Annotated in this window: 24 protein-coding genes; 15 read left to right on the forward strand and 9 right to left on the reverse strand. The window is 55.6% G+C overall.

Translation table 11 applies throughout. The features are described from left to right. Positions 1-83: 83 nt before the first annotated feature. The 3 genes from AC2FIP_RS01175 to tig all read left to right on the forward strand — a co-directional run bounded on the left by AC2FIP_RS01175 (position 84) and on the right by tig (position 4,701). Positions 84-1,790 (forward strand): NAD(P)H-hydrate dehydratase, encoded by a 1,707-nt coding sequence (locus AC2FIP_RS01175; RefSeq protein WP_496784882.1) that lies wholly within the window; start codon positions 84-86, stop codon positions 1,788-1,790. Positions 1,791-2,061: 271 nt separating this feature from the next. Then, a complete protein-coding gene (locus AC2FIP_RS01180; protein ID WP_496676156.1) occupies positions 2,062-3,186 on the forward strand; it encodes a porin in 1,125 nt (374 codons plus the stop codon). 183 nt (positions 3,187-3,369) lie between these two features. Beyond that, on the forward strand, positions 3,370-4,701 hold the full coding sequence (gene tig / locus AC2FIP_RS01185; RefSeq protein ID WP_496784883.1) for a trigger factor: 1,332 nt from the start codon (positions 3,370-3,372) through the stop codon (positions 4,699-4,701). Between the two features lie 98 nt (positions 4,702-4,799). Here the strand turns inward: tig and AC2FIP_RS01190 are convergent, their stop codons facing one another. The 6 genes from AC2FIP_RS01190 to rpsF all read right to left on the reverse strand — a co-directional run bounded on the left by AC2FIP_RS01190 (position 4,800) and on the right by rpsF (position 8,518). Continuing rightward, positions 4,800-5,657 carry an acyl-homoserine-lactone synthase gene (locus tag AC2FIP_RS01190; RefSeq protein WP_496784885.1) on the reverse strand — a complete coding sequence of 286 codons (858 nt, stop codon included), beginning with the start codon at positions 5,655-5,657 and terminating at the stop codon, positions 4,800-4,802. A 96-nt stretch (positions 5,658-5,753) separates the two neighbouring features. Beyond that, positions 5,754-6,455, reverse strand: a complete 702-nt coding sequence (locus tag AC2FIP_RS01195) for a helix-turn-helix transcriptional regulator (protein ID WP_185956601.1) — start codon at positions 6,453-6,455, stop codon at positions 5,754-5,756. A gap of 191 nt (positions 6,456-6,646) precedes the next feature. Next, entirely contained in the window at positions 6,647-7,123 is a 477-nt protein-coding gene (locus tag AC2FIP_RS01200) for a transglycosylase SLT domain-containing protein (RefSeq protein WP_281994455.1), read from the reverse strand. Positions 7,124-7,275: 152 nt separating this feature from the next. Continuing rightward, on the reverse strand, positions 7,276-7,896 hold the full coding sequence (gene rplI, locus AC2FIP_RS01205) for a 50S ribosomal protein L9 (protein ID WP_142633139.1): 621 nt from the start codon (positions 7,894-7,896) through the stop codon (positions 7,276-7,278). A gap of 12 nt (positions 7,897-7,908) precedes the next feature. Further along, entirely contained in the window at positions 7,909-8,136 is a 228-nt protein-coding gene (gene rpsR, locus AC2FIP_RS01210; RefSeq protein ID WP_005608650.1) for a 30S ribosomal protein S18, read from the reverse strand. Positions 8,137-8,164: 28 nt separating this feature from the next. Further along, complete coding sequence (gene rpsF / locus AC2FIP_RS01215) at positions 8,165-8,518, reverse strand: 30S ribosomal protein S6 (protein ID WP_142633142.1); 354 nt, start codon at positions 8,516-8,518, stop codon at positions 8,165-8,167. 285 nt (positions 8,519-8,803) lie between these two features. Between rpsF and AC2FIP_RS01220 the strand changes: the two genes are divergently transcribed. Further along, on the forward strand, positions 8,804-9,322 hold the full coding sequence (locus AC2FIP_RS01220; protein ID WP_496691047.1) for a hypothetical protein: 519 nt from the start codon (positions 8,804-8,806) through the stop codon (positions 9,320-9,322). 126 nt (positions 9,323-9,448) lie between these two features. Then, positions 9,449-10,021, forward strand: a complete 573-nt coding sequence (locus tag AC2FIP_RS01225; protein ID WP_281971916.1) for a YceI family protein — start codon at positions 9,449-9,451, stop codon at positions 10,019-10,021. Positions 10,022-10,079: 58 nt separating this feature from the next. On the opposite strand, the gene AC2FIP_RS01230 is transcribed toward AC2FIP_RS01225, so the two are convergent. Further along, a complete protein-coding gene (locus AC2FIP_RS01230; protein WP_496784886.1) occupies positions 10,080-11,306 on the reverse strand; it encodes a cytochrome b/b6 domain-containing protein in 1,227 nt (408 codons plus the stop codon). 171 nt (positions 11,307-11,477) lie between these two features. Here AC2FIP_RS01230 and fabD point away from each other — a divergent pair, with 171 nt between their 5' ends. The 7 genes from fabD (at position 11,478) to mltG (ending at position 17,797) form a co-directional block, all read left to right on the forward strand. Continuing rightward, a complete protein-coding gene (gene fabD, locus AC2FIP_RS01235; protein ID WP_496691049.1) occupies positions 11,478-12,416 on the forward strand; it encodes an ACP S-malonyltransferase in 939 nt (312 codons plus the stop codon). A gap of 27 nt (positions 12,417-12,443) precedes the next feature. Continuing rightward, complete coding sequence (gene fabG / locus AC2FIP_RS01240) at positions 12,444-13,181, forward strand: 3-oxoacyl-[acyl-carrier-protein] reductase (protein ID WP_496700541.1); 738 nt, start codon at positions 12,444-12,446, stop codon at positions 13,179-13,181. A 209-nt stretch (positions 13,182-13,390) separates the two neighbouring features. Next, positions 13,391-13,624, forward strand: a complete 234-nt coding sequence (locus AC2FIP_RS01245) for an acyl carrier protein (protein ID WP_005982462.1) — start codon at positions 13,391-13,393, stop codon at positions 13,622-13,624. A gap of 177 nt (positions 13,625-13,801) precedes the next feature. Beyond that, positions 13,802-14,302: a GNAT family N-acetyltransferase gene (locus AC2FIP_RS01250; protein WP_496691339.1), complete on the forward strand. Its 501-nt coding sequence runs from the start codon at positions 13,802-13,804 to the stop codon at positions 14,300-14,302. 120 nt (positions 14,303-14,422) lie between these two features. Beyond that, the gene (locus tag AC2FIP_RS01255; protein ID WP_496691050.1) at positions 14,423-15,166 is read left to right on the forward strand and encodes a 1-(5-phosphoribosyl)-5-[(5-phosphoribosylamino)methylideneamino]imidazole-4-carboxamide isomerase; all 744 of its coding nucleotides are present in this window, start codon (positions 14,423-14,425) and stop codon (positions 15,164-15,166) included. 204 nt (positions 15,167-15,370) lie between these two features. Next, on the forward strand, positions 15,371-16,636 hold the full coding sequence (gene fabF, locus AC2FIP_RS01260) for a beta-ketoacyl-ACP synthase II (RefSeq protein WP_496695829.1): 1,266 nt from the start codon (positions 15,371-15,373) through the stop codon (positions 16,634-16,636). Continuing rightward, positions 16,637-17,797, forward strand: a complete 1,161-nt coding sequence (gene mltG / locus AC2FIP_RS01265; RefSeq protein WP_496691052.1) for an endolytic transglycosylase MltG — start codon at positions 16,637-16,639, stop codon at positions 17,795-17,797. A gap of 33 nt (positions 17,798-17,830) precedes the next feature. On the opposite strand, the gene AC2FIP_RS01270 is transcribed toward mltG, so the two are convergent. Together AC2FIP_RS01270 and AC2FIP_RS01275 are read right to left on the reverse strand one after the other, a co-directional pair. Next, positions 17,831-19,093 carry a DEAD/DEAH box helicase gene (locus AC2FIP_RS01270; RefSeq protein ID WP_142633162.1) on the reverse strand — a complete coding sequence of 421 codons (1,263 nt, stop codon included), beginning with the start codon at positions 19,091-19,093 and terminating at the stop codon, positions 17,831-17,833. A gap of 317 nt (positions 19,094-19,410) precedes the next feature. Then, positions 19,411-19,935 (reverse strand): winged helix-turn-helix transcriptional regulator, encoded by a 525-nt coding sequence (locus AC2FIP_RS01275; protein ID WP_496784888.1) that lies wholly within the window; start codon positions 19,933-19,935, stop codon positions 19,411-19,413. 52 nt (positions 19,936-19,987) lie between these two features. On the opposite strand from AC2FIP_RS01275, the gene AC2FIP_RS01280 reads away from it, so the two are divergent. The 3 genes from AC2FIP_RS01280 (at position 19,988) to AC2FIP_RS01290 (ending at position 23,079) form a co-directional block, all read left to right on the forward strand. Then, a complete protein-coding gene (locus AC2FIP_RS01280) occupies positions 19,988-20,365 on the forward strand; it encodes a VOC family protein (protein WP_496784890.1) in 378 nt (125 codons plus the stop codon). A gap of 459 nt (positions 20,366-20,824) precedes the next feature. After that, positions 20,825-22,195, forward strand: coding sequence for a DNA-packaging protein (locus AC2FIP_RS01285; RefSeq protein ID WP_496785783.1), 1,371 nt, complete (start codon positions 20,825-20,827; stop codon positions 22,193-22,195). Between the two features lie 191 nt (positions 22,196-22,386). Continuing rightward, positions 22,387-23,079, forward strand: a complete 693-nt coding sequence (locus AC2FIP_RS01290) for a hypothetical protein (protein ID WP_496691055.1) — start codon at positions 22,387-22,389, stop codon at positions 23,077-23,079. The last annotated feature ends 42 nt before the right edge of the window (positions 23,080-23,121 follow it).

Below are 23,121 nucleotides of genomic sequence, written 5' to 3' on the forward strand. Positions count from 1 at the left end.
GTTGCATGGAAATTGGATGGCCGGTGAAATTTTGAACAGTTTGCACAAAAAATAGTCGAAATTGAATCGCACGAGGGTTCAGCATGACAGATTTACTGACTGCAGCACAGATGCGGGCGATCGAACTAGCGGCCATTGAGTCCGGTGAGGTGACCGGTCTTGAGCTGATGGAACGGGCTGGGCAGGGTGTTGTCGAGGCGATTTTCGAGGAGTGGCCAGAGTTGGACAAGCGAGGGGCCAGCCCCTCGCGTTCCCTGACGTATCCGCGGCCAGATGAAGAGGATCCGTTGCGGGCAGTTGTCTTGTGTGGGCCAGGAAACAACGGTGGGGACGGGTTCGTCGTGGCCAGGCTTTTGCGGGAGCAAGGGTGGGAAGTCGCGGTGTTTCTGTATGGCGACCTAGAGAAGCTGCCGCCGGATGCGCGGGTGAATTATGAGCGGTGGCTGGAGCTGGGTGAAGTTTCTAAGCTTACCCTGCCGACACCGACCAAACGTGAAGTTTCCAAGTTGGAGAAACACGCAGCCCGACCGTCAGGTTCGCAAGGCCCTGATTTGATATTGGATGCTTTGTTTGGAACAGGGCTAATACGTTCGATTGGTGGATTGAAACCTGGTCTTGCCAAGCTTCAGATAGGTTCAGAGGCGGATGCCGATCCGTGGTGGCCGCGCGTCGTTTCGGTCGACATTCCGTCTGGTCTTTGCGCTGATAGCGGTAGGATTCTGGGGGACGAAGGTGTAATTGTTGGCGCCCACCTAACAGTTACGTTTCATAGCAAAAAGCGTGGACATCTTCTGGACGTAGGGGCCCAGTTCTGTGGAAAGACCGTCATAGTTGACATTGGGTTGTCTTCGCCAAGCGATCTCGGTTCGATCTCGCGCAAGTCTTTGGCTGATCTGCATAGCGAGCGACGTTTGAGGAGAGTGCTGTCTCGATTGGTAGATGAAAGTGGATTGCCACAGAATCTCAGCAAGGCTTCGTTTGAGCACAAATACTCGCACGGCCACGCCTTGATCATGACCGGAGGCCCCGGCAAAACCGGTGCTGCGCGGCTGGCAGCACGGGGGGCGCTGCGGATTGGGGCGGGGCTGGTGACTCTGGGCGTGCCTCCTGCGGCTCAGATGGAGGTTTCGGCGCAAGTGACGGCGGTCATGTTGCAGCGGGTCGAGAGCGCAGATGGTCTGTCGAAAATCCTAGAGGATGAGCGGCTGAACGCTCTGTGTCTCGGCCCCGGATTGGGGCTGGACTGCGCGCGCGATCTGGTGCCGGTTGCGTTGGCTGCGGAGCGGGCGACGGTATTGGATGCGGATGCGCTGACGGCTTTTGCGGATGATCCTGCAGCCTTGTTCGAGATGCTGCATGAAAACTGTGTTCTCACTCCGCATGGCGGCGAGTTTGCACGGTTGTTCCCGGAGATTGCGGAAAAATTGAAGGCGGTTCCCATCAAGGGTCCGGCCAATTCCAAAGTGGACGCCACCCGAGAGGCTGCCAGGCGGGCAGGGTGCGTGGTTCTGTTCAAGGGACCCGATACCGTGATTGCGGATCCGAGCGGGCGATGCTCAGTGAATTCGGCCGTCTATGAACGTGAGGCGCCCTGGTTGGCGACAGCCGGGGCCGGCGACGTGTTGGCGGGGTTTATCACCGGGTTGCTGGCGCGGCGGTTCTCGCCTTTGCAGGCCGCGGAAACTGCGGCATGGCTGCATGTGGAATGTGCGCGATCCTTCGGGCCGGGGTTGATCGCCGAAGATTTGCCCGAACAGTTGCCACGGGTTTTGCGGGAAGCGGGTTCATAATCGCCTCGGCGAAAATCCGCTGCTGCAGTATTCGATGTCCCAAAATGAGCGTATGGTGAAATTCAGGTCAGGCGTCAGTATTGCGGCAAGCGGTCTGGGTGACTTGGATGACATATATTCTATCGTTTTGAAGTAGATCAAATTAACACCCTTCAGCTGCGGTTATATTCGCACAAGATGCGCGAGCTGAATGGGCCCGAGACAGGGGATCATAGAGAAATCGCGCACAAGCGAGCAGTGCCCGTAAATGGATCCATTATGGTGAATGACTATGACCCAGAAAGTATCGATAAGCACGATTGCGACTTGTCTGACCGCTGCATCGGCCATCCCAGCAGCGGCGGAGCTTAGATATAACAACAACAGCGGCGGTTATGTTGAGCTGTATGGCCAGTTTAACCCCGTAATTGTCTCAGTTGACGACGGGGATGAGACGGAAACCCGTTTGCTGGACAATGATCTGTCCAACAGCCGTGTAGGGCTGTTTTTGATGCAACCCTACGGTAGCAATGAGTTTACCTTCCGTTTCGAATCCGGTCTGGGCCTGCCGAGCACGGGGAGCGCCAACCAGGATGGGACAAATGCCGATGGTTGGAACCGTGAAGATATTCGGCACGTCGATTTTGCGTTGAAGGGCGGCTATGGTAAATTTTCTGCCGGGCAGGGCAGCATGGCCTCGGATGGAGCGGCCGAATCCGATCTATCCTATGTTGGCACGGCGCTCTATTCGTTCACCAATGATGAGAATGGCGCCTTCTTTTATCGTGAGTCTGATGGAATGCTAAGCGGCATTACCGTTGGTGACACATCTGATAACTTCGATGGTTCAAGGCGCGGGCGCATTCGCTATGACACGCCAGATTTCAATGGGTTTTCGGCAGCGATAGCCTATGGTCAGAACATCCTGTCCAGCAGCGATGACGATGATTACTACGATGTGTCGGTGTCCTATGGAAATACCTTATCCAACGGGGTGGAGATTGCTGCATCCCTCGCCTACGCCGTGCGCGATTACGATAGCGGATCCGGGGAGAGAAAAGACACAATCGGGTCCGCCTCGGTTCTGCTGCCCAGTGGTTTCAGCGTAACCGCAGCTTTGGGTACAAGAGATGACACTTCCAGCGGTGCCAGTGACCCGAATTATTGGTATGCGAAGCTTGCGTATGAAGACGATTGGGTGTCATGGGGTAAGACTGGTATCGGCATCGACTATTTCGACGGATCTGATTTCTCGATCGACGGCTCGAGTACTAAGGCCTGGGGTATCGCTGTGGTACAGCGCATCGACAGTATCAATACTGATGCCTATTTGAAATACCGTAACCATGATTTCGATGACACCACGAGTTTCGATGATAACGAGGCCTGGGTGCTGGGTGCGCGTTGGAAGTTCTGATCCCGCGAACAATTCCTCAAGAACGCTCCGGCCAGGTCCGGGGCGTTTTTTTGGTCAAATCGGCGGCAAAACAAGGCTGATCCGGGCTTTGCCCCTTGCACGCGGGCGGCTGGGCAAATAGAAGGCCTCAAATTTGCCCGGCGCGCCGTTTTGCGCGCCCCGAATCCTATGGGGACTACCATAATGCAGGTTACCGAGACGCTGAACGAAGGTCTGAAACGCGGCTATAACATCGTCGTATCCGCGGCTGAGCTGGACGACAAAGTGAACGAGAAACTGGTCGAAGCGCAGCCTGAAGTCGAGATGAAGGGCTTCCGCAAAGGCAAGGTACCGATGGCACTGCTGAAAAAGCAGTTCGGTCAGCGTCTGCTTGGCGAGGCGATGCAAGAAAGCATCGACGGTGCAATGAACCAGCATTTCGAAGACAGCGGTGAGCGTCCGGCACTTCAGCCTCAGGTGAAGATGACCAATGAGGATTGGAAAGAAGGCGACGACGTACATGTCGAGATGTCTTATGAGGCCCTGCCTGCCATCCCTGAGGTCGACCTGAAATCGGTTGAATTGGAAAAGCTGGTTGTCAAAGCCGATGACGCGGCTGTTGAAGAAGCGCTGGGCAACCTGGCTGAAACCGCGCAGGATTTCAAATCCCGCCGCAAAGGCTCGAAAGCCAAGGACGGCGACCAGATTGTGTTCGATTTTGTCGGCAAGGTTGATGGCGAAGAGTTCGAGGGCGGATCCGCTGAAGACTATCCGCTGGTTCTGGGTTCCAACAGCTTCATCCCCGGTTTCGAAGAGCAGCTGGTTGGCGTAAAGGCCGAGGAAGAAAAAGACGTAAACGTCACCTTCCCCGAAGAGTACGGTGCCGAGCATCTGGCCGGCAAAGACGCTGTGTTTACCTGCACCGTCAAGGATGTGAAAGAACCCGTCGCCGCCGAGATCAACGATGAGCTGGCCACCAAATTTGGTGCAGAAGACTTGGAAGCGCTGAAAGGCCAGATTTCAGAACGTCTGGAAGCGGAATATAGCGGTGCTTCGCGGGCGGTGATGAAGCGTGCTCTGCTGGACGCATTGGACATGAAGGTTTCGTTTGATCTGCCACCGTCGCTGGTAGATGCCGAGGCCAAGCAGATCGCACACCAGCTATGGCACGAAGAAAACCCGGAAGTGGAAGGCCACGACCACGATGAGATCGAGCCGACCGACGAGCACAACAAGCTGGCCGAACGCCGCGTGCGTTTGGGCCTGTTGCTTGCCGAACTGGGCCAGAAGGCCGAAGTTGAAGTCACCGATGCAGAGATGACCCAAGCGATCATGAACCAGGCGCGCCAATACCCTGGTCAGGAACGCCAGTTCTTTGAGTTCGTGCAGCAGAACGCTCAGATGCAGCAGCAACTGCGCGCGCCGATCTTCGAAGACAAAGTCATCGACTATATCGTCGAGCTGGCCCAGGTAGCGGATAAAGAAGTCAGCAAAGACGACCTGCAGAAAGCCGTAGAGGCATTGGAAGAGGAGTAATCCTCTTCTGCCCATAGAATTCTTATGGGCAAAAAAAACGGAGCCGTCTGAAAAAGACGGCTCCGTGTGGGTGGCTTTATGCTTATGAGGTGAGGGGGTCAGGCCTCATGAGCAAAAGCACGGGGGGTCCTTAGCAGAGCAGTTTTCTGCTCTGGGGTGAACCGATCCGAAACTGCTTCGATCAGGTTCAATACAGCTTCGACTTCGGCTTTTGTGGTTGCCGAATTCATCTGTTCGACAAAGTATTTTTCCATCTGGCTTAGTGGTTGGTGGTCGTAATTCGCCACACCTGTATCTGCCGGTGTTTTGTTTCTGGTATACAGATCTATTGCCTGCTCGTCCGTCAGGAATACATCGTGAGCGATGTTCGCATATTCCCGAATTCCGGAAATTCTCTCATCTGAGCAGTCCATCAAAGCGGCCATGGCGACGACTTTACCCATGGGCTTAGCGCTACCGAGGTAGTCATAAGGCGCGTTACCGGACCTTTGCAGAACGCGGTTCATAACTGGATCAATCACCGCGATCGAGTCAAGAACGCCAGCCGCTTTGGCATATTCGAAAGAGCCAATCATAACTTCGCTGGTCACATAGGATACAGAGTTTTCACCGCGCCCTCGGCCCAGTTTTTTAGTATCGACACAGAACCGGGTGGCTTCCCAGACTTGCGCGCTCCGAATTGGAGGTTCTCCATCCAAGATCGAATGGAAAACATCGGACAGCATATGCGGTCCTTTGGTTTGCAGTAGTCTCATGCACCCGACAACGTCCCCCTCGTCGTCGATGCTGACTACATGTGCTGGATGCAGATCATCGAAGTGGTCGCGCTCGCGCCCATCCTTAATGTTGACCTCCCAACCAAGGCGATCGCCGAAAACACGAGCGCGCAGTTTGAACATGTCATCTAAGACATCTTTGAACTTATGTTGATTAATACCATCAATAACGATGATCATTTCCATCCCCCTACAGTCTGGTTACCGTAGGGTTTAGGTTAACCAAGAAATAAGCGCAGACTATTAGGGATTTCCCGTAGAAGTGCTTTTTTTTGATTAACCAGGGGCAATTAGGCCCAGGCCGATCGCACGACCAATAGCCTGTGAGGTGGTCAGCGCGCCCAACTTTTCACGCCCGGACCGCATATGAACTTCGACGGTACGGTGTGAAATAGACAAAATATCACCGATATCTTGTTGCGACTTTCCGTCAGCTACCCATTGGAGGATTTCCTGTTCGCGTGTGGACAGCGTGGGCAGGTAAAGAGCTTTGGCCAGCAAGCCGGATTGCATAACAGTATCGTGGGCTTGAACGGCAGCAAGTTGCAGATCACCCATGACATGTTTCTTTAGCTTATCCCATTCGGAATCCGAACAGTCCCGGGTAACGTTTAATAGTCCGCATTCACCATAAGGTCCACGAACAGGAACTGTTAACCCCCTGGAACTAATGCCAAAATCATGGGCGTCACGGAACACCGCGTTGAACTTCTCGTCCTGATCAAAGCGTCCCCAATCAACGGGTGCAATGCTTAGGACAGATTGATAAAGCGTCGGATCGAAGTGATGAAAGCCCTGGCTGCCATAGTGGATTTTCCACTCATCAGGATAGTTTGCATAGCCCTGCACATCACCTTTCACAGGGTTAAAGGTGGCATAAGACGCATAGTCGAAGCCAAGCTCTTCGCAGACGGCGTTTATAACGTCAGCGGCCGACTTCTCTGTGTGGTCGACCGCGGCCAAATCTATAAGTTTCACCTGTCCAACCCTTGTGGCGGCATATCTCTCCCCCAAGACATGCCAGACTTGTCCTTAGGGGTATACGTTGCGTCAACCACAGGGCATTGTGCAAGCAAATTGTTCGCCTTGTGTAGTCATATTGCGATGTAATGGCAACAGAATGGTCCGAAACAGCATGTCTCAGATGATTCGTTTCGGGGTAAATCCGGTTATTCTGGACGTAGCCCTGTTTCGACCAGCATCCCACGTGCCTTTGCTTCGGGATAGAACCCTTTTGCGTAAAGGAATATGGCGCGTTGCTGGTCCCCGTCGGACAATAGCCAAGCGCCCCGCAGATATTTCCCGGCAAATTCGAGATTTGTGTCTGCATCCAAAAGGCCTTTGGCGTTTCCAGTATATCCCATTGAACGAGCTGTGGCCGGCAGGATTTGCAGCAAGCCATAATAGGGCCGATTCACAGCCCAAGGTCGGTGGGTGCTTTCGCGAATTGCTAGCTTGTGCACCAGTTCGCGCGGCACTTCGTAGTGGTCGGCCCATTTGTTTATGGAGGCCCGCAGTTCCGGTGTTTCGTTGGGATAGAGCGGAGGATCAAACGTGTTCTGGGTTGGGGTATCGGGCCCTCCGCACGCCGCAAAGGGTGCAATTATCAATAATGCCAATACACTGCGGCGCAATAGAAATGTCATTGATCGTCTCCGAATAGTTATTATGCGATGATAGGAAACCTATTGATGACCGCAAGCAAAGGCCGGGGCCCAAGCTGGATTTCGCCGGGCGGAGGCATAAAAAAGGCCGCACAGATCGTGCGGCCTTTCTTGTTCAATTCGAAACCCAAGGGTCAGGCTTTGGCTTCGTCTTCTTCGGCCGAAGCATCCTGAGCAACCAGGTCGTCGTCGTCGGAAGCGGCGGAACCGATATCGTCGAACAGCTCGGCGATTTCGAATTCTGCGGCGGCTTCTTCTTCGGCGGCCAGTTCCTGAATCGATTTGCCCGATGCCTGTAGTTCGGCTTCTTCTTGCGAACGGGCAACGTTCATTTCGATTTTCACTTCAACCTCGGGGTGCAGTTTAACTGCGACTGTGTGCAGACCCAGGTCCTTGATCGGTGCGATCAAGGCAATCTGCTTCTTGTCGACGGTGAAACCTGCTTCGGTAGCGGCGTCTGCGGCGTCACGCGGGGTGACCGATCCGTACAGTGCGCCGGCATCCGAGGCCGAGCGAATCACGATGAATTGCTGTCCGTCCAGCTTCTCAGCCAGCGCTTCAGATTCTTTCTTGGATTCCAGGTTGCGGGCTTCAAGCTGCGCTTTCTGGGCTTCGAACGACGCGATGTTGGCGTCCGATGCGCTCAGCGCTTTGCCCTGAGGCAACAGGAAGTTGCGGGCATAACCGGACTTGACGTCAACGACGTCGCCCATCTGACCCAGTTTCGCAACGCGTTCCAGCAGGATAACTTGCATGTCAGTATCTCCTTACTTAACGGCGTAGGGCAGCAGGGCGAGGAAGCGGGCGCGCTTGATAGCACGGGCCAGTTCACGCTGCTTTTTCGCCGAAACGGCGGTGATGCGCGAAGGTACAATCTTGCCACGCTCAGAGATGTAACGCTGCAGCAGACGAGTGTCTTTATAGTCGATCTTCGGCGCGTTCTCACCCGAGAACGGGCAGACCTTGCGGCGGCGGAAAAATGGTTTTGCGGCCATAGTTTAGTGTCCTTTCTTCAGGCGTTAATCAACGGCGCTCGCGGCGGCCTTCGCGCTCGTCGCGCTTCTGCATCTGGACCGAAGGGCCCTCGTTGTGCTCGTCGACCTTGATGGTCAGAACGCGCATAACGTCGTCGTGCAGGCGCATCAGGCGTTCCATTTCCTGAACGGCGCCAGCGGGAGCGTCGGTCTTGAGGAAGGAATAGTGACCCTTGCGGTTCTTGTTGATCTTGTAGGCCATCGTCTTGACACCCCAGTACTCGCTGTCGATGACGTTGCCGCCATTGTCAGCCAGAACGGTGCCGAAATGTTCGACGAGGCTTTCTGCCTGCGCGTTGGACAAATCCTGACGCGCGATCATTACATGCTCATATAGTGGCATGTGCACTCCTGTTTCTATCAAGGCGCATTTCATAGGCGGGGCCGTTTCGTCCTTCGCGACCCTGCCACGAGAGGCTGCGCGATTCATGTCGTTTGCGAAGGATGGCCCGATATACACGTTTGTACGCTGGGGGCAAGGCCTGCCACAGATGCCTTTGTGAAGTCGCGCTATTTCCTCTGCGCTGCCCAATTCCTGACGCTTTTCGGCTCAAAGTTGTTTTGTATACCGGAAATTAACCGGACTGACAAAAGTTGGAACGGCAACCTGAGAAACAGGGTACTGAAAATGACCGCGATTAACACAAATACCTTCGAGAAATCCGCCACAGGCGTAAGTTTTGAAAAGTCAGTGCCGGTGCTCATTAGCTTTGCACCAAATTGGAAAGCTCGGATGGTTCTGGCCCGTCTGGCCGGTGCGCTACTGATAGTTTCTGCCTTTTCCATGTGGTTGATGCCCAGCACGGCAATGGCCGCCGAAGTCTGGCCGATCAAATTGGCGGCCTCTCTGATGTTCCTTCTGGTAGGTGTCAGCCTTCTGACCATCGAAGTTCTGGACGCGCGTCCTGATGCGTATTTTGACCCGATCCGCCGCGAGGTCCGGGTATTGCAAAAGAATGAAAATGGCCGCCCGCAGACAGTTTTGCGCCGGAGCTATGACAGCCTGGGTGGTGCCCGTTTCATTGAAGACCAGATCGAGTTGTTCGATGTGGACGGCAGCTTGTTGATGAAATTGCCGCTTGAATCGGCGGATGTCAGCCGAGCGCTCAAAGGTCAACTTAGCGGAAGTGTAACAATTTTCGCCTGAGTTTTATTCTGTTCAATTAAGAACAGATATTGTGAAATAATATTACTTGTGTGCTGCCCTAGGGCAGCACATTTTCGTTGTCGAGCAACCCAAGAGGTTTGCATCTACAAAATTGCGGAGATTATCATGAAATCCACCCTTCTTGCAGCAGCGCTCGCGGTTTCGGCCACAACGGCATTTGCCGGCGCCGAAAAATACGTTCTGGACTCCAGCCACAGCCAAGTTCTTTTCAGCTATAACCACCTTGGCTTCTCGACCACCCATGGCATGTTCTCGGGGTTTGAAGGCGAGATCATGTTCGATCAGGAAAACCCGGCTGCATCCAGTGTTACAGTATCCATGCCAGTGGTCGAGATGATTACCGGTTGGAAGCCACGTGAAGACCACTTTATGTCCGAGGATTTCTTTGGTGTGACCGAAGGAGAAATGGTGACCTTTACCTCTACTGGTATCGAAGTCACGGGCGAAAACACTGCCAACATCACTGGCGATCTGACTATGAACGGCGTGACCAAATCGGTTGTTCTGGATGCCAAGCTGAACCAGGTGGGTGAACATCCTATGGCAGGAAAGCCCTGGGCTGGTTTCGACGCAACCACCACCTTGGTGCGTAGTGAGTTCGACCTTGGTCAGTTTGCGCCATTCGTAAGCGACGAAGTTGAACTTCAGATTTCAGTCGAAGCCCAGAAGGCCGACTAATACGATTACAACGAGTTGAAACGAGGCCGCCGGAGTAACCCTTCGGCGGCCCATTTTCTTAGTTGCCACGTTTTGCTGTAAGATCAACTGATACTGTAACAGCAAAACCCAGCGAATCCTCGGTCGACTGCGAAGTGCCGATGTCGAAATCCAGCCGGTTCAGTTCAAGCTGTCCTGAAATAGCTGCGCTGTCACCCTGAAGGTCGAGGGTAAATGGCAACACTACGTCCACACTCTTGTCGCGAATGGTCAACGCGCCGCGCGCTTCGTACCCGTCCTCAGTTTTGAAGAGATCAGCTTTGAATTGAGCGGTTGGAAATTGCGCACTGTCGAAGAAATCAGCACCCATTGCCTGATCTGTGACGGTCCCGAGTTTGAGCGACGTTATCGCGATTGTGACATCTGCTGATCCGGCTAAGCCCGGCGTGGGCGGATCTTCGAAAACGATTGCAGCGGTCCAATCGGAAAAGCTGCCGGTTACCGGGCTGCCCAACTGGGTGATGGTAATGCTTAGATTGCCTTCCTGGACGTTCCAGTCGGACTGTACCTGGGTCAGTTCTGCGACCTCTGTGCCAGCTGTAGATTGGTGGTCAAACGCGCCGATTGACCATCCTCCGACCAGAACGGCACCCCAAATGGCCAAAGAGGCCAATGCGGGGGTCATTGAATGGCTTTGCTCTGGCGGTTCCGGTGCATCCGAGGCGCCCGGCATCATTCGGCGCAGCGTGCTGTCTTTATCGATAATGTGGTGTTTTAGCGCCCCGGCGACGTGCAGCGCGACTGAACCGGCCAGTGTCCAGACGAACAGCCAATGCAGGCTTCCGGTCAGCTCTGCCAGATACTCGGATTTTGGTACAAGGGGTAGGCCCTGTCCGAAGGGCCACAAAATCGGAGCGAAACCTTCGGCGGCAGCGTGATGGGTCCACCCGGTTAGTGGGGCCAGAACCAAAGATGCGTAAAGCAGCCAATGCACGGTTTCAGCTGCAAAGGCCTCGGGCTTGTTCTCGGCGTTCAATAGACCGGGTTTGGTCTGCGCTATCGCCCACATGATACGCGCGAGCGCGACAAAGAAAACAGTGACCCCGACGGTTTTATGGAGAGAAAAAAGGCTGGCGGCGCGTGCAATGTCATCTTCGGTTGTGGCTATGGCCGGATCATAAATCGCATGGGCCAATCCGTTGGCGACCCACCCCAGAGGGAATGCGGTGAAGATAAGTAACGCTGTCAGCCAGTGAAAAGTCTTGGTTACGCTTCCATAGCTTGAGAAGGTGTTTGACGAAGGCATCTGAGGCTCCGGAAGGTGGATCGTATGCAACAACCTACCGCTACAAGCCTAGGACACAATAGCAAGGGATGCACAGAGCCGGTGCCAAAGTGCAGAGATCAGGCAAAGCTTGTGCCGCGCGGTCTGTCGGTTTACACCCCGCGGCAACCTAACGTCATCCAAGAGGTTGCAATGACACGCGCATTTGTTTTCCCGGGGCAAGGTGCCCAGACTATCGGTATGGGCAAGGCTCTGGCCGAGGCCTATCCGGCTGCACAGGCTGTATTCGACGAGGTGGACGAGGCGCTCGGGGAAAAGCTGAGCGATCTGATCTGGGAAGGTGATATTGCGGACCTGACCCTGACCCAGAACGCGCAGCCAGCACTAATGGCGACCTCGATGGCTGCGATGCGGGCCCTGGAGGCCAATGGGATTTCGATTGCGGATGCTGGTTTTGTCGCTGGGCATTCGTTGGGGGAATACTCCGCGCTCGCTGCGGCAGGGGCATTGTCGGTCGCTGATACGGCGCGCCTTTTGCGCACCCGCGGGCAAGCGATGCAGAGTGCGGTTCCCGTTGGAGAGGGCGCAATGGCCGCTATTCTTGGATTGGATCTTGATGCTGTGCGCGCTGTTGCAGACCAAGCTGCGCAGGGTCAAGTTTGTCAGGCTGCCAATGACAATGATCCCACACAAGTCGTGGTATCAGGCGCAAAGGCTGCCGTGGAACGCGCCGCCGAAATCGCCAAAGAAAAAGGCGCCAAGCGCGCGGTCATGTTGCCCGTCAGCGCACCTTTCCACTGTGCATTGATGCAACCTGCCGCTGATGTCATGGCCGAAGCCCTGGCAAATGTCGAAATCAAAGCTCCTGCCGTGCCATTGATTGCCAATGTGCGGGCCGAGGCTGTCACAGATCCCGATCTGATCCGTGGGTTGCTGATCGAGCAGGTCACAGGTTCGGTTCGCTGGCGCGAAAGCGTATTGTACATGGTTGCGCAAGGCGTGAGTGAAACTTGGGAAATCGGGGCGGGCAAAGCTCTGTCCGGTATGATTCGCAAAATTGACCGTGCGATTGTTGGTAAAGCTGTCGGTACGCCTGATGACGTGCAGAATGTGACACAGGCCGAATCGTAAGACACCGAGCATCAAGAGGAAAACCGAATGTTTGATTTGACAGGTAAGAATGCACTGATCACCGGTGCATCGGGCGGGATCGGTGGAGAAATTGCGCGAAGTTTGCATGAAGCCGGTGCAATTGTGGCTTTGTCTGGTACGCGAGTTGAGCCGCTACAGGCTCTGGCCGACGAATTGGGTGAACGCGCCCATGTTCTGCCCTGTAACCTGAGTGATGCCGAGGCGGTGACAGCCCTTCCGAAGCAGGCTGCTGAGGCAATGGGATCGGTTGATATTCTGGTGAATAATGCAGGGATCACGCGAGACAATCTGTTCATGCGCATGTCCGATGAAGAATGGCAGAGCGTGATCGACGTCAACCTGACATCTACTGCCCGTCTGTGCAAAGGCGTTTTGAGGGGCATGATGAAAGCGCGCTGGGGCCGGATCATTAATATCTCATCGGTGGTGGGTGCGACAGGGAACCCGGGACAGGCCAACTATGCTGCATCCAAAGCAGGCATGGTGGGCATGACCAAATCGTTGGCCTATGAGGTTGCCAGCCGTGGAATCACCGCCAATGCGGTGGCACCCGGTTTCATTACGACTGCGATGACCGACAAACTGACCGAGGATCAGAAATCTGGGATTTTGACGCAGGTTCCTGCCGGTCGTATGGGTGACCCCTCGGAAATTGCTGCGGCTGTGCTGTATCTTGCAAGTGCCGAAGCCGGATATGTTACCGGAACCACCTTGCATGTGAACGGCGGTATGGCCATGTTGTGAGCGCGGATCGAGGTGGGCGCGAAAGCGTTTGCCTCGGGCGTTGTCTGTGTTATAGGCGGCGCACATATGCAGGGGCTGGCCGGATGGTCAACCTTCTACTTACCCGGTAATCGGGGACCTAAACCGCCCAGAACGGGCACATCAAGGCCAGCCTGAGCGGGCAAGGGCAGAACCGGGCACTATGCCCTGAAATGAAATGAGGAATAGACATGAGCGACGTCGCAGATCGCGTTAAAAAGATCGTTGTTGAGCACTTGGGTGTTGAAGAAGATAAAGTGACCGAAAACGCGTCCTTCATCGACGATCTGGGTGCAGACAGCCTGGACACTGTTGAGCTGGTTATGGCCTTCGAAGAAGAGTTCGGCATCGAGATTCCTGATGACGCAGCCGAAACCATCCAAACTTTTGGCGACGCCGTCAAATTCATCTCTGAAGCGTCTTAAGACCTTCTTTATCCGCTAAAACGGCGCTTCCGGGCAACGGAGGCGCCGTTTTTTTTGCCCAGCCGGAATTCGCGCTTGCCAGATAGCTATTGACCCGCAACCATTTACGCGAGGCAGGAAATTCTGAGCGGGCAGGGCATGCTACGATCCACCCCGATGATAAATACGGCACGTCTGATGCTTTGCGCTATGCGTCCCGACGACTTTAGTCGTTACGCTGAGATTTGGCGGAACCCTTGTGTTGTGCGCCATCTTGGCCGGGAACCGCTATCGCGGGGCGAAGCGTGGGAATCCTTTCTGAGGAATGCCGGCCACTGGCAGATGGCCGGTTTTGGCCAATGGGCCGTCTTTCGACAGTCGAATCGTCAGATGATAGGTCAAGCTGGCTTTTTCTATCGTAATCGAGGGTTAGGCGACGACTTCGACAGCTTTCCCGAGGCCGGATGGCTATTGGCACCAGAGGCCCAGGGGCAGGGATTTGGTTTTGAAGCGGCACAGGCCGCACATGACTGGTTTGACAGAATAATGCCTGGACCACTGGTTTCCCTGATTGATGCTGAAAACCACGCGTCGCAGAATCTGGCGGCAAAGCTGGGTTATGAGCTCATGGCCGAGCGCGACTATATGGGAAGTCAGGTGAACCTGCTGAAAAGAAACGGGCCGCCCAAACTGGCTTAACCTTTCTCCTTGATCGTGCCGCAAATTGCCTTTGGTTTGCCGAAACTGGAAATTCTCGCCGATAGAGTTGAGGGTATGGTATCCTCTATTGACGTTGCGATTGAGCGGAGGAGCAAGCTCATGAGGATTTACCCTACGATGGAACTGCAGAACGGCCGCTGTGTCACACTGGACAAGGGTCGTCTGGATGAGGCCATGATTTGGCACGTGAATCCCGCAGAAACGGCACGCAGTTGGGCCGATGCTGGAGCCGAGTGGATGCACTTGACCGATTTTGACGCGATTGAAGGGCGCGATACCAATTCGGAGATGGTTGAAGAGATCATCCGTTCTGCCGAAATCCCTGTGCAGTTGGCAGGTGGTATGAGAACGCGCGAGCAAGTCGAGCACTGGATCGACAAGGGCGCAGGCCGGATTGTTATCGGCACTATGGCTGCGTGGGATCCAAATCTGGTGAAAGAATTGGCCAAACTCTATCCGGACCAAATCGTTCTGGCCGTGGACGTTTGGCAAGGCTTAGTGATGACCGACGGTTGGCGTAGTCAAAGTGCGTTTACACCAGAGGCCTTTATCGAAGCGTTTTCAGAGACGCCGTTTGCAGCAATTCTGGTCACTGATATCGATAGCGACATGGAAGACGTTGAGGCACAGCTGGGCCTGATCTCGGGGCTGGCAGAGACATCTCGCACACCGATCATCGCAAGCGGTGTGGTCCGCACGACAGATGATATCTCGCGGTTGGCTTATATCCCGAATATTTCGGGCGCCTTGGTTGGTCGCGCGCTGTTCAGAAAGACACTCGAGCTTTCAGATGCGCTGAATGTTGCCAGCACCGCGCACGAACCGGTTGCGGCGTTTCAGTAAGATTTCTTCCAAAACAACAGGTTCCGCCCTTTCATGTCCAGTGAAAGGGCGGGCTTTCATCTGGCCAGGAGCCGCATTGCAAGAGTGTATACTGTAGATGTTCCGCTCAATCTGCTTGTGTGATGATTGCGCCTTGCTCTTGCCCCCGCACCCCGGCCCGGGGTATGAGCGTTTCTCAAACAGGAAGCAGGCAAGAGGCATTTTATGCGCAGAGTCGTTGTAACCGGTCTTGGGTTGGTCACTCCATTGGCCAGCGGGGTCGAGGAAACATGGTCGCGGTTGCTGGATGGGGAATCCGGTGCAGGCCCGATCACGCAATTTGATGCTGAGGCAAGTGGGGTCACCACAACGTATGCCTGCGAAGTTCCGCGAGGCGACGGCACCGACGGGACATTCAATCCTGACGACTGGATGCCGCCGAAAGAGCAGCGCAAGATCGAAGACTTCATTCTGTACTCGATTGCAGCTGCTGAAATGGCCTGCAAGGATTCCGACTGGCTACCCGAGGATGAAGAGGCGCGCTTGCGCACTGGCGTTCTTATCGGTTCAGGTATCGGTGGGCTGGGCTCCATTGCAGCAACGGCTAACCTGATCCGCGACAAGGGCCCTCGACGGGTGTCGCCTTTCTTTATTCCAGGCGCGCTGATTAACCTGGCCTCGGGTCAGGTGTCGATCCGCCATGGATTCAAAGGCCCGAACCATTCGGTTGTGACTGCATGTTCGACCGGTGCTCACGCTATTGGTGACGCAAGCCGCATTATCCGTGCCGGTGACGCTGACGTAATGGTTGCCGGTGGTGGCGAAGGGTGCATTTGCGAAATCGGTATCGCTGGATTCAACGCTTGCAAGGCGCTGTCGACCAAATACGCCGATAACCCCAAAGCAGCCAGTCGCCCCTATGACGTCGACCGGGACGGTTTCGTCATGGGTGAAGGTTCGGGCATCGTTGTACTGGAAGAGTACGAGCACGCAAAAGCGCGTGGCGCGAAAATCTATGCCGAAGTTCTGGGCTATGGCATGTCCGGTGATGCCTATCATATCACCGCACCCAGTGAGGACGGCGATGGCGCAGAGCGTTCTATGAACGCAGCGCTACGCAGCGCGGGGCTGGAGCCGAAGGACCTAGACTATATTAACGCGCATGGCACATCGACCATGGCCGATACCATTGAATTGGGTGCGGTCGAGCGTCTCCTGGGCGAGCATTCGGCGAATGTAACGATGAGTTCGACCAAATCGGCCACGGGCCATCTGTTGGGCGCTGCAGGCGCGATCGAAGCCATTTTCTCGATCCTCGCAATCCGCGATCAGGTTGCGCCACCGACGATCAATTTGGACAACCCAGCGGTCGAGACCCAGATTGATCTGGCTCCGAATGCTAAGCGTGAGCGCAAGATTGATGTGGCGTTGTCAAACTCGTTTGGATTTGGCGGCACCAATGCAAGTGTGATCTTCGGAAAGGCCAGCTAAATGTGGCGCGCTTTGGCCTCCAACATGCTGACCATCCTGGTGGTCGGCCTGTTTCTTGCCGGTGGACTGATTTTGTGGGGGCAGGCGCGATACAAGAATGCGGGCCCTCTGGAAGCTGCGATGTGTTTGCAGGTCGAACGTGGCTCGAACATGACGCAGGTCAGCCGACAGCTGGAGGATCAGGGCGCGATCAGCAGCGCTACGATATTCCGTATGGCGGCGGATTATACCGACAAGGCACCTCAGCTGAAGGCAGGCAGCTTTCTGGTCCGCGAGGGTGCTTCGATGGAGCAGATCATTGATGAGATTACGCGGAGCGGGGCCAGTACCTGCGGATCCGAGATTGAGTACCGGATCGGTGTAACCCGCATACAAACCCGTGTACGCGAATTGAACCCCGCAACATTGGACTTCGATGAAATCGCATCGTTCGATGTAGCGGAAGAAGAAATACCCGCGGCTTATACCCAAAAGCGCGAAGACTCAGACACACGGTACCGGGTCTCGATTGCTGAAGGTGTTACATCCTGGCAGGTGGTCGAGGGTCTTAAGCAGATCGACGCGTTGACGGGAGATATCCCTGAAATACCGGCCGAAGGGGCGCTGGCACCGGACAGCTATGACATTGTGCGAGGTGCCGATCGGGCGGCAATCCTGCAGTCGATGCAGGATAAGCAGCAACTGCGCATTAACGCCGCCTGGGAAGGGCGGCAGGATGATTTGCCAATCAATACCCCCGAAGAGATGCTGATTTTGGCGTCAATCATCGAAAAGGAAACTGGTGTTCCGCATGAGCGTGGACAGGTTGCCAGCGTATTTGTAAACCGGCTTGAGCGAGGCATGAAGCTGCAGACGGACCCGACAGTAATCTACGGTGTCACCAAGGGGCAGGGCGCGTTGGGACGAGGCCTGCGCCGCAGCGAACTGCGCCGTGCAACGCCTTGGAACACTTATGTGATTGATGGGCTCCCGCCAACACCTATCGCAAATCCTGGTCTTGCAAGTCTTGAAGCCGCAGTTTCGCCCGAAGCGACTGATTTTGTCTTCTTTGTTGCAGATGGCACCGGCGGACATGCTTTTGCCGAGACACTGGATGAGCACAATCGAAACGTCGCCAAATGGCGTGAGATTGAGGCCGAGCGCCAAAGCACCGGAAACTAAAAAAGGCGCCGCGAATAGCGGCGCCTTTTAGATTTAGGCGGCGGAGGATCGACGCGGTCGCCGACGCTTTGGGCCTCCGGGATTGCCCGACTTGTTAGCTGCTTGCGGCTTTGGACCACGGCGACGGAACCCTCCGCCTTTCCGCGATTTTGCGGGTTCGGCGAACTCGGGCATTGTGCCGCTGGCGACCGGAACCTCAATTTTCATCAGTTTCTGAATCTGCTTCAGTTGATCCAGTTCATCCGGTGCACAGAAAGCGATCGCTTCGCCTTCGCGACCGGCACGGGCGGTTCGGCCAATGCGGTGGACGTAGTTATCCGGCACTTCGGGTAGGTCGTAGTTGATGACATAGGCAACGCCCGGGATGTCGATGCCGCGAGCGGCCACGTCTGTCGCCACCAAGACATTTATCTCGCCTGCGCGGAAAGCTTTGATCGCCCGGTCACGCTGTCCCTGACTTTTGTTGCCATGGATCGAGGCGGCGTTGAAGCCGTCGGCCACTAGGCCCTTCATCAGCTTCTCGGCGCCATGTTTTGTACGCGAAAACACCAGCGTCAGAGCTTCTTTATCCGCAGATAAAATCTCCCGCAGTTTGCTCGGTTTTTCCGCGCGGCTCAGGAAATGAACCGATTGGGTGATCTTGTCGGCGGCTTTACCCGGAGGGGACACTTGAATGCGTTGCGGGTTTGTCAGGTAGGCCTGGCTGAGTTCTTCCATCTGCTTGGGCATAGTGGCAGAGAACAGCATCGTTTGGCGGGGCGTGCCCAACTGCGGTGCAATCCGGCGCAGAGCATGAATAAAGCCCATGTCCAGCATCTGATCGGCTTCGTCCAGTACCAGATGACGTACCGAGCCGAGGTCGACCGCTCTGCGTTCCATCAGGTCGATCAAACGACCAGGGGTGGCAACCAGAATGTCTGTGCCGCGTGCCAGAAACGAAATCTGCCTACTGATGGACTGACCGCCAACAACTGTCGCCACACGCAGCTTCGTATTCGTGGTCAAATTGCGCAGGCTATCTGCGATTTGGTTGACCAGTTCACGGGTCGGGGCAAGGATCAGAGCCTTGGCGGTTTTCGGCGCAGGCTTGCCGGTCTGAGCCAGCAGGTGGTCGATCAGAGGTAGGCCAAAAGCCAGCGTCTTGCCGGTGCCGGTCTGGGCAAGGCCCAGAATATCGTGCCCCTGCAATGCCATGGGGATTGCCTGGTTCTGAATCGGAGTGGGTTGTGAAAAATTGGCGCGTTTCAATGCGTCATTCAGGGCCGGGGCAAGACCCAGCATATCAAAGTCGAACAAATATCATTCCTTTTTTGCCCCTGGCGACTGGATCACCACGGGCGACATAAATCAGCAGCGCAATATGCGATGCCAACAGGGTTACGCTAAGACTCTGGATGCACAGGCGTTTCCTGCGGCATCCGGCCGTTGCATTCAGAACCCTGCGTGAAGGGGAACTATGGGGTGAATCGAGCGCTGTGGAGCAGGTCGGACCTGCCAATGCTCACGCGTCAGCGCTTTGTTAAGGCGCTCATGCAGGTTGCGGGGCGGAATGTCAAGCTGTGCGTTATAGATCACATCCGGCGAAAAGGATCGTTGTGGGCTGTCTGCAACCTTTAAGCAGTGAGATTGACCGCCTGGTTGATCGCAAAACCTGTTCTTACAGCTCGATATGTAGGGAAGGGCATCCGCGCGGCAGTTTCAATGTCCCGGCGGATCCAGTCGAGCGCCTCTAGCTGTTGAAGGGACGACGACAGCGCCCGATCCGTGATCGATACTAAATCCGATTTGATGGCGGAAAAGCGGTGCGGAGTGCCGGTGAGTGCCAGGATCGGGACGGTCCAGGATTTACGGACGAGCTTGAACTTGGTGCCATCCGGAACGGCGTTTACGATTGCGCTGGCCATACTGGCGGCTTCGATCCCCGGCAGGGTTAATCGGAATTCAGGGCGCAATGGGTGCCCGTGGCCCGGATTCCTTTCGATCAGGTCAAGGCGTATGAGATGGTCCAGGCTTGCCGCGAAGGCAGTTCTTCCTGCGCTGGTGGCAGCAAGCAGAGCGGCCTGCCTGCCAGGAGTGCCGGAATGCATGAGGGCCAGAATATTCAGCGACCAAGCTCGGGAGGTCAGCTTGACAAGCAAATTAATGTCCATAAAGTATAGTTAATATAATTTAGCTCAAAAGGAAAGATTGATGCCCCTTGTTTCTTTGAAAAACACGATCACACTCGCGATCTCGGTTCGGGATCGCCATGCCAGCGCTAAATGGTTCAATGACAAACTGGGGTTTGAACTTGCCCACCACATAGATGAAGCAGGTTGGAGTGAGATGCACACCAATGTGGACGGTGTCACATTGGGTTTAGGAGAGCAGGCCGAGCCGTCGCCGGGGAATTGCGTTCCCGTGTTTGAGGTCGCCGACATCACCACCGCCCGCGCCGCGCTAGAGGGAGCAGGGGTGGCCTTCGATGGGGCGACAGAAACGATCGAAGGGATGGTCAGCACGACCACCTTTTATGATCCGGATATGAATGCGCTGATGCTGGCGCAGGATTTGACTGGCAGCGGTTAAAGGCACCTGCAGGGAAGGAATTGTTAACCTGCACCGCACGTTCCCTGTTGCGTGGGTGTTGCGCAAATCATTGACTTTTCGAACTTAATTTGGTACGAACTGTGTCATGCTAGAAGAGGTGGGCAACGGCCCCGGGGTAAATCCCGGTGGCCGTTTTTCGTTTCTCTCGTGCGGAGAAAACTCACGCATGAGGTCAATACGCAAACATGACTTTAATTACCCCGGAAGAGCGGATTTCCCAGACGGCTGACTTGTTGTGGTCGCTCGAGACGTCCATTCGCGATCTGCGCAAAGCAGCGGAAGAACTGCGCAGGCAGATCGGCGCCGGGGAGGATGCAGATCTTGCTGGTACAGGCAAGCAACTGGGACAGCTTGAGGGGCTGATCCGAAGTTGCCAAAAAGTGGAGACAAGCTTTGTCGAACAACATCACAGACAAGCCGGAATTGCCCAAGGGGGCTATGCGCTCGACCTTGATCGGGCACGATCTGAGATCGGGTGCAGGCTGGCTCGCCTCCGCGCCTGCTGCGGTGCAGGACAGATTTCTGAGTGAGATCGGGGAGGGGGGGCTATGCGCCCTCCCTTTCCTGTTTGAGTTTTGGGCTCTGCCGCATCAATTGCCGCCCGAGGGCGATTGGCGGTCATGGGTGATCATTGGGGGGCGTGGCGCTGGTAAGACGCGGGCCGGGGCCGAGTGGGTTCGGTCGATGGTTGAGGGGTCTTTGCCGTTGGACACCGGTAAGGCGCGCCGGGTGGCTCTGCTTGGCGAGACGTTTGATCAGGTGCGCGACGTGATGATCTTTGGCGATAGTGGGATATTGCAATGCTCACCACCGGATCGTCGACCTATTTGGAAGGCGTCAGAGCGAAAACTAGTCTGGCCAAATGGGGCCGAGGCGCAGGCGTTTTCGGCGCATGACCCTGAGGGGTTGCGCGGCCCTCAGTTCGATGCGGCCTGGGTGGATGAGCTGGCTAAGTGGAAAAAGGCGGGCGAGACCTGGGACATGTTGCAATTTGCGCTGCGGTTGGGGGATCAGCCCCGGGTCTGTGTGACGACCACGCCGCGCAATGTGAAGGTTTTGAAGGATCTGCTGGCGTCGCCGTCCACGGTGCAGACCCATGCGCCGACCGAGGCGAACCGGGCCAATTTAGCGGGGTCGTTTCTAGCCGAGGTGCGCGCGCGCTATGCCGGTACACGGCTAGGGCGGCAGGAGTTGGACGGGGTGCTGCTGTCGGATGCCGAGGGGGCACTGTGGACGGGTTCTATGCTAGAGGCAGCGCGCTGTGCGCATGTGCCGGAGTTGGATCGCATCGTGGTGGCGCTGGACCCGGCGGTGACGGCGGGGGCAGATGCGGATGCTTGCGGTATCGTCGTCGTTGGGGCGTGCTTGCAAGGGCAGCCCGAGGAGTGGCGCGCCTATGTGCTGGCTGACCGGACGGTGCAGGGCGTGGGCCCGGCGGGCTGGGCGCAGGCGGCGATTGATGCGATGGATGAATTTGGGGCCGAACGGCTGGTGGCTGAGGTCAATCAGGGTGGCCAGCTGGTGGAAGAGGTCGTGCGGCAGGTGGACCCTTTGGTCCCGTACCGCGCGGTGCGAGCGTCACGCGGCAAGGTTGCGCGGGCCGAGCCTGTGGCGGCTTTGTACGAACAGGGGCGGATAAGCCATGTGGCTGGGCTGGGCGCGCTGGAGGAGCAGATGTGCCAGATGACCGCGCGGGGGTTCGAGGGTCAGGGCTCACCCGACCGGGTCGACGCACTGGTCTGGGCGTTGCATGAGTTGGTTGTGGGGCCTGCGGGGGCGTTTCGGCGGCCGAGGGTGCGGGCGTTGTGAGAGTAAGGGCATGAAATCCACACTTTTGAGGTGGCTTGAGGACTGTTAGGCTACCTTCATCTACAAGGTGTTTGTTTCGACACGTAAACAGCTTTTGATTTAACTGGGTTTGGCAATCTTGAGTTTTGATCTTAAAAATCAAATTGAAACAAGATCTTATAGTTCCTTCTCGTAAGTCCACTGAGGCGTCCATGAAGAAAAAATTGTATTTGTTGGCAATTAGTGCGGGCATACTTTTCTTTTTTCTCGCCCTCTATTTCCTCGGCCACGCGATGTGGGACTACCACGATGACGTCAATAATTCTGGCCTAGCCTACAAGTTCTTCGCGGCAAAAGTTTGCGCATTTATTGCCTTGTTGCTCATGACATCAGCCTTGTTCAGCTTTACTGAAAAGATTATTTTTGCACCGCTTATAATCTTAATAGTCGGGGCAATGGTGCTGCTAGTCGGCTATCATGTGGTCAAAGACGAACCTTGGCGGTTCCAGCATATTGGCAGCGAAGGATACAGAGTCCCTCGGGCATATGCCGCCGGCTTGGACTATGGGCCGCCGGGGGGTGGGTTGCAGGCAGTATATTGCGCCAATACCTTTAGCGGGGCCCGGAGACCGGGTGGCAAAAGATGCGAGCGTCAGTTTTTTCATGTCGCGCATGCGAGTTCTCCCTTTTATCGAGAGCTCAGCCAGCAACGTGAAGTTTCGTGTACAACATACAGCGATGGGGAAAGGTGTCGCGTCAGAACCGACACCGAGCTTGGCCAGCTCAACTACGCAATCAAATCCCAATTTATCACCCTCGAGGACGCCGAAGAACTTGAACGCCGTTTGCTAAATCTATTGCGCGACTGGCGGATCGAAGGTGAAGTTAGCAATACACAAAATTGATGCTCGCGATCCGTTGCCCACCCTCCGTACGCCCCATTCCCA

The organism is Ruegeria sp. CDSB114, assembly GCF_059611025.1.